This is a genomic window from Cupriavidus sp. UME77 (genome assembly GCF_014170355.1).
GTDB lineage: Bacteria > Pseudomonadota > Gammaproteobacteria > Burkholderiales > Burkholderiaceae > Cupriavidus > Cupriavidus basilensis.
Genome location: NZ_LZZU01000090.1, coordinates 219,950 through 232,935 on the forward strand (window position 1 = coordinate 219,950; position 12,986 = coordinate 232,935).

Below are 12,986 nucleotides of genomic sequence, written 5' to 3' on the forward strand. Positions count from 1 at the left end.
CGCCCAATATGGCAAACTGGGCCGCCAAAGATCGACCGGGGACAACCAGCATGGCGCAGCAACGGGCACGTGGTAGGCGGTCGGCCGAAACATCGGCTGCGGTGCTGGTCGAGGCCAAGCTGGCTCCGCCGCAACTCTCAGCGCGCCTGCTGGCGCGCCCGCAGCTCTCGAGCCTGCTGCATGCGGGCCTGGCGCAGCGCCTGCTGAGCGTGACGGCGCCGGCCGGCTATGGCAAGACCACGGCGCTGGCCCAGTTCGCCGCGCAGCTGGAGCCGCTTGGCATCACCACGGCCTGGCTCAGCCTCGACGCCGAGGATAACGACCCGCTGCGTTTCATGCGCTACCTCGCTGCGGCGCTGCACCATGCCGACGCGCGCCTGGGGCGCAACACGCTCGCGCAGGCCGATGGCGGCAACATGGCCTCGCTCGATGCGCTGGTGACATCGCTGCTGCACGATCTGCTCGGCCACGATCGGCGGCTGATACTGGTGCTCGACGACTTCCACCTGGTGCAGCACGAAGGCCTGCACCGCAAGCTGGAATGGCTGATTGCTCACCTCCCGCCGAACATCGGCCTGGTGCTGGCCAGCCGCACCCGGCTGCCGCTCTCGGTGAGCCAGTTGCGCTTGCGCGGCGAGCTGCTCGAACTCGATGCCGCGCATTTCGGCCTTGGCCTGGACGAGGCCGCCGACTTCGTCGGCCGCGTCAGCGGCACGCCGCTGGACCGCGCGCAAGTCCAGACGCTGCATGACCTCACCGAAGGCTGGATCGCCGGGTTGCAGCTGGCCTCCCTCGCGCTGCGCGGGTCCGACGACCGAAGGGCCTTCCTCGCGGATTTCTCGGGCACCGACCGCGACATCACCGACTACCTCGGCGAACAGGTGCTCGACAGCCTGCGGCCCGACCTGCGCGCGTTCCTCCTGCGCACGTCTGTGCTGGACCGGTTTTGCGCCGAGCTTTGCGACGAGGTGCTGGACCGCGACGACAGCCGCGCGATGCTGGCCGAAGTCCAGAGCCGCAACCTGTTCCTCTCGGGCCTGGACCGCTCGCGCACCTGGTTCCGCTACCACCACTTGTTTGCCGACTACCTGCGCGGCCGGGCGCGCGAACTGCCTGCCGACGCCATGCTCGCGGTGCACCTGCGCGCCAGCGACTGGTTCCATCGCCACAAGCTGCCGCATGAGGCCGTGCGCCATGCGTTCGAGGCCCACGACCTGGAACGCGCGGCCGACCTCGTGGCCTCGTTCTCGGGCGAGCTGGTGCAACACCGCGGCGAACACGCCACCTTGCTGGGTTGGCTGACCCGCCTGCCGCAGGCGCTGGTGCATGCGCGGCCAAAGATCCGCACCGGGCATGCCTGGTCGCTGGTGCTTACGCGGCGCTACCCAGAGGCCGAACAGGAGCTGCGCGCCCTCGAAGCCGCCTGCGCGGACAGCGGTGCGGTGGACGCTGCTGTGGACGATGAGGGCGCGCTGCGCAGCGTGATCGAGATGATCCGCTGCGTCTACTGGGCCCATACCGGCGAGCCGCTGCTTGCCAAGTCGCGCAGCGAAGCCTGGCTGCGGAGCTGGCCGCACGCCGACGCCTTCCTGACCGGCGTGGTCGCCAACGTGCTGGCAAGCGGCTGCTGCGAGTCCGATGCCTTCGAGCAAGGTATCCAGGCCCTTGCCGTGGCCAGGCGCGCATTTGAGGAGTGCCGCGCCGACTACGGCCTGGCCTGGGCCTCGGCGCTGGCGATGATGATCGCCATGCGCCGTGGTGATCAGCACGAGGCGATGGCTCAGGCGAAGGCCGGCATTGCCATCGTTGCGCGCAGCCTCGGCGTCGCGTCGTACGCGGGTTCGATGCTCACGTTGCTGGCCGCCGAAGTCTGCTATGAACAGAACGACCTGGCGCAGGCGCAGCGCTTCATCGACCAGGGCCTGCCCTTCATCGACGAGCACGGGCTGGTCGAGATGACCACGGCGGGCTACCTCACGCGCGCGCGGCTGCTGCGCCTGCGCGGCGAGCACACGGCGGCCGATGCCTGCTTGCTTGAAGGCGAGTCGCTAGGGCACCGGCTCAGGCTGCCGCGACTGTCGCTGATCCTGGCGGCTGAGCGCTGCACGCTGCGGCTACAGGCTGGGGCTCCGGACGATGCGCTCAAGCTCGCCCAATCGTATGGCTTCGTCGCGCGTGGTGCGCAGACCGCGCCGCTGCTGGCGGCCGCCGACGAGGACATCGTCTGCCTGATGCGGCTGCGCCTGCGTTTCGCGCAAGGCGCCGGGCCGGGTCCCTTCGGCGCGCTCAACGATGCCATCCGCCGCGCGCAGCGCGACGGCCATCAGGGCCAGCTGGCGCGCCTGCTGGCCCTCAAGGCGGTGCAGCAGCACCGCACGGGTGACCGGGCGCAGGCAATGCGTACGCTGGACGAGGCGTTGCAGCTTGCCGCGCAGCACGGCTTGCTGCGCAGCTTGCTCGATGCCGATGCCCTGCTGCTCGCCATGGTGGAGACCATGGCCGCAGGCCGCGATGCACTGCAGGGCGCCGCCGATACGCGGGTGCCGCTTGGCTACCTGCAGCAGTTGCTCCAGGCGGCCGGCCGCAGCGTGACGGGCGTGCGCAGCGCGCCGCCCACGCCGGCCGGGACCATGGAGCTGACGGAGCGCGAACTGAAGATCCTGCGCCTGCTCAAGGCTGGCCTTGGCAACCGCGAACTGGCGCAAAGCCTGTTCGTGTCGGAAGCCACGGTCAAATGGCACCTGCACAACATCTTTGCGAAGCTTGGCGTGCGCAACCGCACGAGCGCGCTGGCGCGCGCGCAGGAGCACTCACTGCTCTGATCCGTGCTGCGCGCGGTCCGGCGTCAGCCGGCATGACTGCCCTGGCCAGGGTGCGCCGTCTCATTGCGCATCCATTGGCTGAACGCAAGGATGCGCGGATCCTGGCTGCTGCGCGCCGGATAGACGAGATGATAGGCATACGCCGGCGCGATGCTCACGCCAATCTCGAATAGCCGCACCAGGCGGCCCTGGGCCAGGTCATTGGCGATCATGGGCAGTTCCACGAGGCCAATGGCGGCGCCGTCGATCACGGCCTGCACGACATGGCTCGAATCGGCAAAGGCAACGCATCGGCTGTCGTCGAAATCGTCGACGCCGGCCGCGGCCATCCACATGCGCCAGTCGGGCCAGGCCATGCCGTCGACCGGGCAGTCGACATAGCACAGCGTGTGGCCAAGCAGGTCGCGCGGCGTTTGCAGCCGGGCACCGGCTTCGCGCAGTTTCGGGCTGCAGATCGGGACCACAACCGTGTCGAACAGCCGGTCCGAGCATGTGTCTTCGTAGTGCCCGGCGCCAAAGCGGATCGCGATATCCACGTCGTCCGCGTCGAAGTCCCGTACCTGATCGGAGATATCGAAGGTGAGTTCGAGCGTCGGGTTGGCGGCCCTGAACCGCGCAAGCCGGGGCAGCAGCCAGTTGGTGGCGAACATCGCGCCTAGCGAGATGCGCAGATGCGCCGGTCCCCGAGCCATTCTCCTCGCCCGGCTGGTGGCCCGCTGCAAGGTGTCGAGCGCGTCGGCGGCCGCCTCGAACAGGACGGCGCCGGCTGGCGTCAGCTGGATGCTGCGGCTGGTGCGCGCGAACAGCGTGATGTCCAGTTGGTCCTCGATCTCCTTGATCTGGTAGCTGACGGCCGCCGGCGTCAAGCCCACCTCCTGCGCCGCGCGCGTGAAGTTCAGGTGCCGCCCGGCCGCCTCGAAGGTCCTCAGTGCTCGTGTGCCCGGCAGCATGCGCTTCATTGATCTTCAAGCCTTTCTTAATGATCCGGCAAGAAATACTCGTTTCTCAAAGCGCGGTCAAGAGCCGATAGTTGCGGCCAAGCCTGCGCATGCAGGCGGGACGCGACGTTCGCCAAGCCCATTGCACGCCACTACCGGAGTCACAGCCACCCATGTCAGCCAGCCAGTCTTCTTTTATCGTTCAACACAACGGCCTGCCGGCAACGCTCGCCGAGTTGGCCCCCCTCGCCTTTGCGGGCTACGCGCATTTCACCGCGATGCAGGTGCGCGGCGGCCGGGTCCGTGGGCTGGATCTGCATCTCGAGCGGCTCAGGGCTGCCTCGATGGCGTTGTTCGGCCGCGCCTTGCCCGACGATCAGGTGCGTGCCTATTTGCGCGCGGCGCTGGCATGCGCGCCGGCGGACGTCTCGCTGGTGGCCACCGTGTGCTCGCCGGCGGGCGAGTTCACCGTGGCCGGCGCGGATGTCGAGCTTGACGTGCTGGTGCGTATCGGGCCGCCCGCGTCCGGCCCACAGGGGCCGTTGGGGTTGGCCGCCGTCCCCCACGAGCGGGTGCTCCCCGCCCTGAAGCACGTTGGCGAAGTGGCCAAGACGTATTTCCTGCGCCTGTCCGTGGGCCAAGGCTTCGACGATGCCGCTTTCGTTGACGCTCAGGGGCGGCTTAGCGAGGGGACCATCTGGAACCTGGTGTTTTGGGACGAGGAGGCGGAAACGGTCGTGTGGCCCGAGGCCGGGATGCTGGCAGGCACGACCATGGGGATCGTCCGCCGGCAACTGGATCGCCTCGGTGTGCGTCAGCGCGTCCAGCCCGTGACGCTGGCCGATCTGCCTGGCCTGGCCGGTGCGGCGGTGATGAACTCCTGGACGCCGGGGGTGGCGGTGAGCCGGATCGGTTCCGCGCCCATGCCTGAGGCGCCGAGCTTCCTGGCGCTGCTTCACCGGGCTTATCAGATGGAGGAACCCGTCTTGCCGTGAGCCCGTGGCAACGATTGCCCATTGTCGCGAGGCCGACGTGCAAGTCGGCCACAACCCGGCTGGCGGGTGGATAGTGCTGCTGCTCGCGTTGATGCTGGGCGAAACGCTCAGCGGGCTCTACATCAACAACGACATCGCGGACAAGGGGCCGCTCACCGAATGGGTGCCCGCATCGGTCGCCAATGCGATCACGGCGCTGCACACCATCCTGTGGGACGCGCATCGCCACGCCGCGACTGGCATCCGCGCTGCTGGCGCTGCTTGCGCTGGGCGTTGGCGCCGCCGCGGCGGCGCTTCTCACGGCGTATCTCTGAGCTGCCCCGACCTGAGCGCAAGCGCGGCTTCAGTTGCTGTCAGCTGCGGTCAGTTGCTATCAGTTGCTTTTAGGTGGCAGCACCTGGCCACGGATTTCGCCGGCGGGATGATCTTTGGTGTGCACGTTGATGTACATCTCGCCAGCAAGAAACTCCTGTGCGTCAGCCGGGGAGAGGGTGGCCTGGCCCTTGAGGGGACTGGTGACCGGAGCGCCCTTCCCGGATAGCCAGACTTTCACCCCAGCGTTCTTGCCAGTTGCGGCGGGCCCATGGAAATGCGCCATGGTGGCCTCGCTGGACAGACCGTTGATCGTGACCGTCCAGGTGACAAGCCGCGTGCCGGGGTCATAGGTGAGGTCGGCGGCACCGCTGCCCTTGGTCTCGACAGGAGGCACCTCCTGCGCGCCGGTGAGCGGCACGGTAAACGAGATTGGCGCCGCCCGCGCCAGCGTCATTGCCCCCGCCAAGGCGAGGCCGGAGAGCCACATAAAGTTCCGCCGCGATATTGAAACACGCATTTGATTGTCTCCAGTCCGGTATTGCGGTATTGCGGTATTGCGGTATTGCGGTATTGCGGTATTGCACCGGTTGAACAGCGGCCGCCTGCTGTGGTTGCGTGGCGGCGAGCGTACCCGGCGCCGGCGCATCCGGTGGCGGGTAGATCTGTCAGCCGACCGGTCGCTGGCACGAGTCCGAGAAAAGGATAGATCCGGCTGTCAGTCAAATCCAGCACCGTGGTTGGCGGCCAGGCCTGCATGGCGCCGTGCGTCCGAGCGCTACTTGACATCCCGCTGGCGCGCTGTTTCGCGGTTTGAGCGCCCTGCCCTGGCCGCGGCTACCGAATGCTCAGCTCGCGGCGGTCTCCAGCGCCGCGTCATATTGCCCCAGGCACGCCATGCCATTCAGCCGTGAGCGCTGCAGCAGCGCTAGTTGCGCTTGCGCCGCGTTGGCGGCCTCGCCGCGCCAGGCCAGCAGGGGCGGCTCCTGCAAGGCGCGCCCGTAGGAGAAGGACAGCCGCCAGGGCAACGGGGCGAGCCGGTTCATGGCGTCGAGATTGGCGGTGGCCTCGGTGGGCGTTTGGCCGCCGGACAGGAAGAAGATGCCCGGCACCGCCGCGGGCACCGTGCGCTTGAGCACCTGCACGGTCTGCATGGCAACCTCGGCCGGCGCCGCGTGCCCGGCCTCCTTGCCGGGGAGCACCATGCTGGGTTTCAGCAGCATGTGTTCGAGCACTACCGCATGCCGGTGCAAGGCGTGAAAGACTTCATGCAGCACGGCCTCGGTGACCTCGGCACAACGCGCCATGGCGTGCGCGCCATCCATCAGCACCTCGGGCTCGACGATCGGCACCACGCCCATCTCCTGGCAGATCGCGGCATAACGCGCCAGCGCCTGCGCATTGGCCTCGATGGCAAGCCGGCCAGGCAGTTTGTCGGACACGTTGTACACCGCGCGCCACTTGGCAAAGCGCGCGCCTTGCTGGCGATAGACGGCAAGCCGCTTGGCCAGCCCGTCGAGGCCTTCGGTGATCTCGTCGCCGGGTGCGTGGGCGAGCGCGAGCTTGCCCTTGTCCACCTTGATGCCGGGCACGATGCCATGGCGCGCAGCCAGTTCTGGCAGCGGCGTGCCATCGTCGGCGCGCTGGCCCAGCGTTTCCTCGTACAGGATCACGCCGCTGATGTATTCACCAAGACCTGCTGTCGACAGCAGCAGGTTGCGCCACGCCCGGCGGCTTTCCTCGCTCGATGCCACAGCGATGCGCTCGAACCGCTTGGCGATCGTCGCCCCGCTCTCGTCGGCGGCCAGCAGTCCTTTGCCCGCTTGAACCAGGGCATCCACGGAGGCTTGCAGTTCGCTGCGTGTATCCATGATGCGCGCCGACCTTGCGCGGCGCCCTACATCATCCGGTGCGCGAAATGCCCGCGCCGAGCTTCGGCCATGAGGGCGGTGAACTGCTCGGTGCTCATGTGCACCAGTTCCTCATGGTCGCCCGCTTCAAAATAGACGTCGGGATGCGTCAGCAGGCTGTCGTCGAGCCAGGTCAGCGTGCCGTACGCCATGCCGACCGGCGGGAGCGCGCCGATGTCGCAGTCCCTGAACACTTCGCGCACGCCATCCCCATGCGCCAGCGACAGCTTGCGGCCGGTTTGTTCGCAGATATCCAACAGCTTGAGCTGGTGGGTGGAAGGGATCACCGCGGCGAGGTAGCCTCGGTTGTCCTCCAGCACCACAGTTCGGGCGCGCCGGTCTCCGGGGACATACGCTGTTTGCGCGGTTGCCGGGCGGCTTGGGCTGCCTGGGCGAGGAACGGTTTCAAACCGGCTCTGCTTCTTGCTCAGGCATCTTGCCAGCGTGGTAGCCATGGTCATGATTGCAACCTCCGAGCGCTGATCGCTGCAGTTGCTTACGTATCGGAACTATAGGTCAAGCACCGGGCGACAATCGGTGGGGCTAACCCCAGCACGGTTGCGAGCGACCACCAATAGCGATGCACTATTGATGCGATTGCAAACCTCTCATTTGGTTGACGAGCGCTTTCAACTATATTTTGTGTGCGGCAGGCCTGCCGACGCAGGTCCCGAGTGGAAGCATTGACGCGGAAATATTAGAACTCACGCTAGAACTCACACTAGAACTCACGTTTGGTACGCCTCCGAAGGAGAGAGCATGTCTAACGAAAAGTGCCCCTTCAACCACGCCGCCGGTGACGGCACCACCAACCGGGACTGGTGGCCGAAACAGTTGCGGCTAGAGTTGCTCAGCCAGCACTCCGACAAGTCCAATCCATTGGACAAGAGCTTTAACTATGCCGAGGCGTTCAAGAGCCTCGACCTCGCCGCAGTCAAGAAGGACCTCGCGGCGCTGATGACCGACTCGCAGGACTGGTGGCCGGCGGACTTCGGCCATTACGGCGGTTTGTTTGTCCGTATGGCCTGGCACAGCGCCGGCACATACCGCATCGGTGACGGCCGTGGCGGTGGCGGCCGGGGCCAGCAGCGTTTCGCGCCGCTCAACAGCTGGCCGGACAATGTCAGCCTGGACAAGGCTCGCCGGCTGCTCTGGCCCATCAAGCAGAAATATGGCCAGAAGATTTCCTGGGGCGACCTGATGATCCTCGCCGGGAACGTCGCCCTCGAAACCATGGGCTTCAAGACGTTCGGCTTTGGTGGCGGCCGTGAAGACACCTGGGAACCGGATCAGGACGTCTATTGGGGGAACGAAAAGACCTGGCTGGGCGGCGACGTCCGCTACGGCAAGGGCGCCGCCGGCAAGGACGGCGGCGAAGGTGTGATCGTGGCCGACGAGCAATTGCACGGCAGTGAAGCCAGCCGCACCGACCCCGGCCGCAACCTCGAGAATCCCCTGGGTGCCGTGCAGATGGGCCTGATCTACGTGAATCCGGAAGGCCCCGATGGCAATCCGGACCCGCTCGCCGCGGCGTACGACATCCGCGATACGTTCAGCCGCATGGCCATGGACGATGAGGAGACCGTCGCGCTGATTGCCGGCGGCCACACCTTCGGCAAGACGCACGGTGCCGGTCCCGCTGATCACGTAGGCCCGGCGCCCGAAGCCGCCGGCCTTGAAGAACAGGGTCTGGGATGGAAGAGCAGCTTCGGCACAGGCAAGGGCGCGGATTCGATCACCAGCGGGCTGGAAGTCACCTGGACGACCGCGCCCACGAAGTGGGACAGTGGCTTCTTCGAAAACCTGTTTGGCTATGAGTACGAGCTGACCAAGAGCCCTGCAGGCGCCAACCAGTGGGTGGCCAAGAATGCCGGCGAGACGGTTCCGCACGCGCACGATCCGTCGAAGAAGCTCAAGCCGACAATGCTGACCACGGACCTGTCGCTGCGCTTCGACCCCATCTACGAGAAAATCTCGCGGCGCTTCATGGCGAACCCCGAGGAATTCGCCGATGCATTCGCCCGTGCCTGGTTCAAGCTGACCCACCGGGACATGGGACCGCGCGCCCGCTACCTCGGCCCGGAAGTTCCGGCCGAAGAGTTGCTCTGGCAAGATCCCATTCCGGCGCTGGACCATCCGCTGGTCAATGACCAGGACGTGGCGGCGCTCAAGCAGAAGATCCTGGCATCGGGGCTGGCGGTCTCGGAACTAGTGAAGACTGCCTGGGCATCGGCATCGACGTTCCGCGGCTCCGACAAGCGCGGCGGGGCCAATGGCGCGCGCATTCGCCTGGCTCCGCAGAAGGACTGGGCGGCCAATGAGCCGGATCAGCTGGGCAAGCTGCTGAAGACCCTGGAAGGTATCCAGAGCGAGTTCAACAGTGCCCAGTCGGGTGGCAAGAAGATCTCGATGGCTGATCTGATCGTGCTGGCGGGCGGCGCCGGCATCGAGAAGGCAGCGGAGAAGGCCGGGCGAAAGCTGACCGTACCCTTCTCGCCGGGCCGCATGGACGCTTCGCAGGAAAAGACCGACGTGCAATCGGTTGGCGCCCTCGAACCGACTGCCGATGCCTTTCGCAACTACCTCAACCCGAAGGTTCGCGCTCCGGCGGAAGCGATGATGCTGGACAAGGCGCAGTTGCTGACCCTGACCGCGCCCGAAATGACGGTGCTGATCGGCGGCCTGCGCGTGCTGAACGTCCATACAGGCAAGGATGCGCACGGCGTCTTCACCGACCGCCCGGAAACGCTGACCAACGACTTCTTTCGCAACCTGCTCGATATGGGCGTGGAATGGAAACCGCTCGCCCAGAATGTGTTCGAGGGCCGTGACCGCAAGACGGGACAGGTCAAGTGGACCGGATCAAGAGTGGATCTGGTGTTCGGCTCAAACTCTCAGCTCCGGGCCCTGAGCGAAGTCTACGCAAGCGAGGACGGGGCAGATAAGTTCGTCAAGGACTTTGTCGCCGCCTGGGTCAAGGTGATGAACCTCGACCGCTTCGATCTGCGTACATAGCGTCAAGCAAGGGGCAAACAAGCGGCAAACAAGGGCGCCGGACCACGTCCGGCGCCCTTCCGGGCCAATGGTCAATGGCCAATTGATCGTGGTAGAGTCGATCGTCATCCTCTATCGCGTAGCCTTATGTCGCCACCCGTTGAACGTGGGCCCGCCGATTCATCAGACCATCAACAAGGCATGGAAAGCGCCGCTGATGCGCACCGTGTGACCACGCGGATTCCGGCAATTGTTCCCGCGCAGACCGCTTTGGTGGTCATGCATTATCAGACCGACATCCTGGCGTTGTTTCCATCGGTCGCGCCTGCTTTGCTCTCCAATACGCGCAAGCTGTGTGACGCCGCGCGCGCCAAGGGCGTCAGCGTCTATTTCGCCAAGATCCACTTTGGCCCAGGCTATCCGGAAGTCAGTCCGTTGAACAGGAACGGGCAGGGAATCAAGCAACTGGGTCTTTTCGTCGACGACCAGATCTCGCCGGAACTCGGCCAACAGGCCACTGAACCGCTCATCATCGCCCATCGTGCCAGCGTGTTCTTTGGTACCGACCTGCAGGTGCGGCTTTCCGCGCAGGGCATCGATACCTTGCTCATGGTGGGCATTGCCTCGACCGGTGTGGTGCTGTCGTCGGTCGCGTACGCGAGCGATGCGGACTTCCGTTTATTCACGGTCAAGGATTGCTGCTACGACCCGGATCAGGTCGTGCACGATCATCTTTTTTCAACGGCATTCGATTCGCGCACAACAGTGCTCTCGCTCGCTGATGCCTTGTTGTTGCTTGCCTAGCGTTTGTTGGGATTTCGGCGGTTGGGGAGCAAGGCAGGCGCTGCACGGCGCATCGTGCGGCTCGCTCAATGGGCGGTTGTGGCTGGGAGGGAACCTCGGCCCGGCGCTTCCCGACGGCTCCTTCCCTTCTCGGTCATTTGACGCCGCGGCGTCGAATAGCCGCTATAGGAAAGCGCCCTTAGCGTGGCATCAACGGATTCCAGCGATGAGCGGCGCCGAAAAAGCAAACGGCGTGAGCCGACTGGTCTCGCGCCGTTTGCATCCTTCTTACACGCCAAAGCGTGCAACCAACGTGCCATGCCGAATCAATAACCGGCCGCCAGCCCGGTGTTGCGGCGCGGGTCGTTGGCGCCATAGAAGCGGTTGTTGCCGACCGGCTTGCCACCGAGAGCCGGTGCGCCGACGATGATCGTCGCCAGGTGGTTGGCAGGCTGTGGCGGGCCGAGCCGATGCCCCATGTCCTCCAGGATCTTGCGCGTATCCGGGGACAAAGCGTAGTCCTCCACATTGGTCAGGTCCGGCAGCCATTGCTGATGAAAGCGCGGCATGTCCACGGCTTCCTGCACGTTCATGTTGTAGTCGATGGCGTTGATCATGGTCAGCAGTACAGCCGTGATGATACGACTGCCGCCTGGCGTGCCCACCACCATCACCGGCTTGCCGTCCTTGGTAACGATGGTCGGACTCATCGAGGACAGCGGGCGCTTGCCTGGGGCAATGGAGTTGGCTTCGCCCTGGACAAGGCCATACAGGTTCGGCACGCCGACCTTGGCGGTAAAGTCGTCCATCTCGTCGTTCAGGACCACGCCTGTCGTGGCCGCAGTGACCTTCGCGCCAAACCAGTCGTTGAGCGTGTACGTGACGGAAACGGCGTTGCCATCCTTGTCGGCAATTGAGTAATGCGTGGTGTTGCTGCCTTCATGCGGCTCCACGCCGGGCTTGATGTCCTTCGAAACGCCTGCCTTCTTCGGGTCGATTGCCGCGCGAATCCTGGCGGCGTAGTTCTTGTCCAGGAGGCGGTCCAGCGGGTTTTTCACGAAGTCCGGATCACCCAGGTAGCTGTTGCGATCGACATAGGCGTGGCGCATGGCTTCGATCTGGTAGTGCACGGCCTGCGCAGAGTGGTAGCCCAGGTCCTTGAGCGGGTAGCCTTCCAGAATGTTCAACATCTCGCAGATAACCACGCCGCCCGAGCTCGGCGGAGGTGCCGACACGACGTGATAGCCGCGATAGTCGCATTCGACCGGCGCAAGCTCGCGCGTCTTGTAGGCGTCAAGATCTGCCTGCGTGATCAGGCCCTTCCCAGCCTGGCTGGAGGCGACGATTGCCTTGCCCACCCAGCCTTGGTAGAAGCCTTCGGTTCCCCCGTTACTGATCGCGCGCAGCGTCTTGGCCAGGTCGCGTTGAACCAGCTTCTGGCCCACCTGGAACGGTTGCCCCTTGTTCAGGAAGATTGCGCCGGAGGCAGGGTCCTCCTGGAAGTCCTTGGTTGCGGTGAGCAGCATATCCACATCGCCCTGCTCTAGCGTGAAGCCGTTCTCAGCAAACTTGACGGCAGGGGCAATCAGGTCCGCGCGCTTCATCGTTCCATACTTCCGGCGAGCGTACTCCATGCCGGACACGGTGCCGGGCACGCCCACGGCCAGATGTCCCTTGGTGGAGGCGCCCTTGATCACGTTGCCGTCCTTGTCCAGGTACATGTTCGCGGTCGCACCCTTTGGCGCAACCTCCCGGAAATCAAGGAATGTCTTGCGGCCGTCGGCCAGTTGGATGGTCATGAATCCGCCACCGCCGAGGTTTCCCGCGGCCGGATACACCACGGCCAGCGCGTACCCCACCGCCACGGCGGCATCGACAGCGTTGCCACCGCGCTTGAGCACATCGACTCCAACCCTGGTAGCCAGGTGCTGCGCGGTGACGACCATGCCGTTCTCGGCGGCGACCGGCGCCACCGAAGCAGCGTACGACGACGGCGCGAAGCTCGTCGTCAGACAAAGGGATGCAATCGCGGTGAACCACCGCAATCCTGATCTCGGATTCATGGAGTCTCCTGATGAATGCTGCGTAACCGAACCCTGCTAACGACATCGCACAAGACGCCAATGCATGACCTTGCCTATGGTCTGGTTTTGGCAACTATGAGAAGCTCCGGGCGCAACACGGCACCCGGACATCTTTCGCGGCGCTTGTGGCGCACAATCTTCTCATAAA

Annotated in this window: 9 protein-coding genes; 4 read left to right on the forward strand and 5 right to left on the reverse strand. The window is 65.3% G+C overall.

All coding sequences use genetic code 11. From position 1 onward, the window contains the following. Positions 1–50 precede the first annotated feature (50 nt). Positions 51–2,822, forward strand: a complete 2,772-nt coding sequence (locus A9975_RS34715) for a LuxR C-terminal-related transcriptional regulator (protein WP_183036682.1) — start codon at positions 51–53, stop codon at positions 2,820–2,822. A gap of 23 nt (positions 2,823–2,845) precedes the next feature. Here the strand turns inward: A9975_RS34715 and A9975_RS34720 are convergent, their stop codons facing one another. Continuing rightward, positions 2,846–3,781, reverse strand: coding sequence for a LysR substrate-binding domain-containing protein (locus tag A9975_RS34720; protein ID WP_183036683.1), 936 nt, complete (start codon positions 3,779–3,781; stop codon positions 2,846–2,848). A gap of 152 nt (positions 3,782–3,933) precedes the next feature. Here A9975_RS34720 and A9975_RS34725 point away from each other — a divergent pair, with 152 nt between their 5' ends. Continuing rightward, a complete protein-coding gene (locus tag A9975_RS34725) occupies positions 3,934–4,755 on the forward strand; it encodes an aminotransferase class IV family protein (RefSeq protein ID WP_183036684.1) in 822 nt (273 codons plus the stop codon). 373 nt (positions 4,756–5,128) lie between these two features. Here the strand turns inward: A9975_RS34725 and A9975_RS34730 are convergent, their stop codons facing one another. From A9975_RS34730 to A9975_RS34740, 3 genes are all read right to left on the reverse strand, one after another. Further along, positions 5,129–5,587, reverse strand: a complete 459-nt coding sequence (locus A9975_RS34730; protein WP_183036685.1) for a CHRD domain-containing protein — start codon at positions 5,585–5,587, stop codon at positions 5,129–5,131. 328 nt (positions 5,588–5,915) lie between these two features. Continuing rightward, positions 5,916–6,938 (reverse strand): class I fructose-bisphosphate aldolase, encoded by a 1,023-nt coding sequence (locus A9975_RS34735; RefSeq protein WP_183036686.1) that lies wholly within the window; start codon positions 6,936–6,938, stop codon positions 5,916–5,918. Between the two features lie 26 nt (positions 6,939–6,964). Then, positions 6,965–7,438 carry an aminoacyl-tRNA deacylase gene (locus A9975_RS34740; RefSeq protein ID WP_183036687.1) on the reverse strand — a complete coding sequence of 158 codons (474 nt, stop codon included), beginning with the start codon at positions 7,436–7,438 and terminating at the stop codon, positions 6,965–6,967. 298 nt (positions 7,439–7,736) lie between these two features. On the opposite strand from A9975_RS34740, the gene katG reads away from it, so the two are divergent. Further along, positions 7,737–9,992, forward strand: a complete 2,256-nt coding sequence (gene katG, locus A9975_RS34745) for a catalase/peroxidase HPI (protein WP_183036688.1) — start codon at positions 7,737–7,739, stop codon at positions 9,990–9,992. Between the two features lie 180 nt (positions 9,993–10,172). Further along, on the forward strand, positions 10,173–10,775 hold the full coding sequence (locus tag A9975_RS34750) for an isochorismatase family cysteine hydrolase (protein WP_183036689.1): 603 nt from the start codon (positions 10,173–10,175) through the stop codon (positions 10,773–10,775). Positions 10,776–11,080: 305 nt separating this feature from the next. Here A9975_RS34750 and ggt read toward each other — a convergent pair whose 3' ends face one another. Continuing rightward, entirely contained in the window at positions 11,081–12,817 is a 1,737-nt protein-coding gene (gene ggt, locus A9975_RS34755; RefSeq protein WP_183036690.1) for a gamma-glutamyltransferase, read from the reverse strand. Positions 12,818–12,986: the final 169 nt, after the last annotated feature.

Excerpts from the sequence above, each read along its gene's own strand:
- A9975_RS34725 (WP_183036684.1), top strand. The coding sequence starts at position 3,934 with ATGTCAGCCAGCCAGTCTTCTTTTATCGTTCAACACAACGGCCTGCCG.
- A9975_RS34750 (WP_183036689.1), top strand. The coding sequence starts at position 10,173 with ATGGAAAGCGCCGCTGATGCGCACCGTGTGACCACGCGGATTCCGGCA.
- ggt (WP_183036690.1), bottom strand. The coding sequence starts at position 12,817 with ATGAATCCGAGATCAGGATTGCGGTGGTTCACCGCGATTGCATCCCTT.
- A9975_RS34735 (WP_183036686.1), bottom strand. The coding sequence starts at position 6,938 with ATGGATACACGCAGCGAACTGCAAGCCTCCGTGGATGCCCTGGTTCAA.
- katG (WP_183036688.1), top strand. The coding sequence starts at position 7,737 with ATGTCTAACGAAAAGTGCCCCTTCAACCACGCCGCCGGTGACGGCACC.
- A9975_RS34715 (WP_183036682.1), top strand. The coding sequence starts at position 51 with ATGGCGCAGCAACGGGCACGTGGTAGGCGGTCGGCCGAAACATCGGCT.
- A9975_RS34720 (WP_183036683.1), bottom strand. The coding sequence starts at position 3,781 with ATGAAGCGCATGCTGCCGGGCACACGAGCACTGAGGACCTTCGAGGCG.
- A9975_RS34740 (WP_183036687.1), bottom strand. The coding sequence starts at position 7,438 with ATGACCATGGCTACCACGCTGGCAAGATGCCTGAGCAAGAAGCAGAGC.
- A9975_RS34730 (WP_183036685.1), bottom strand. The coding sequence starts at position 5,587 with ATGCGTGTTTCAATATCGCGGCGGAACTTTATGTGGCTCTCCGGCCTC.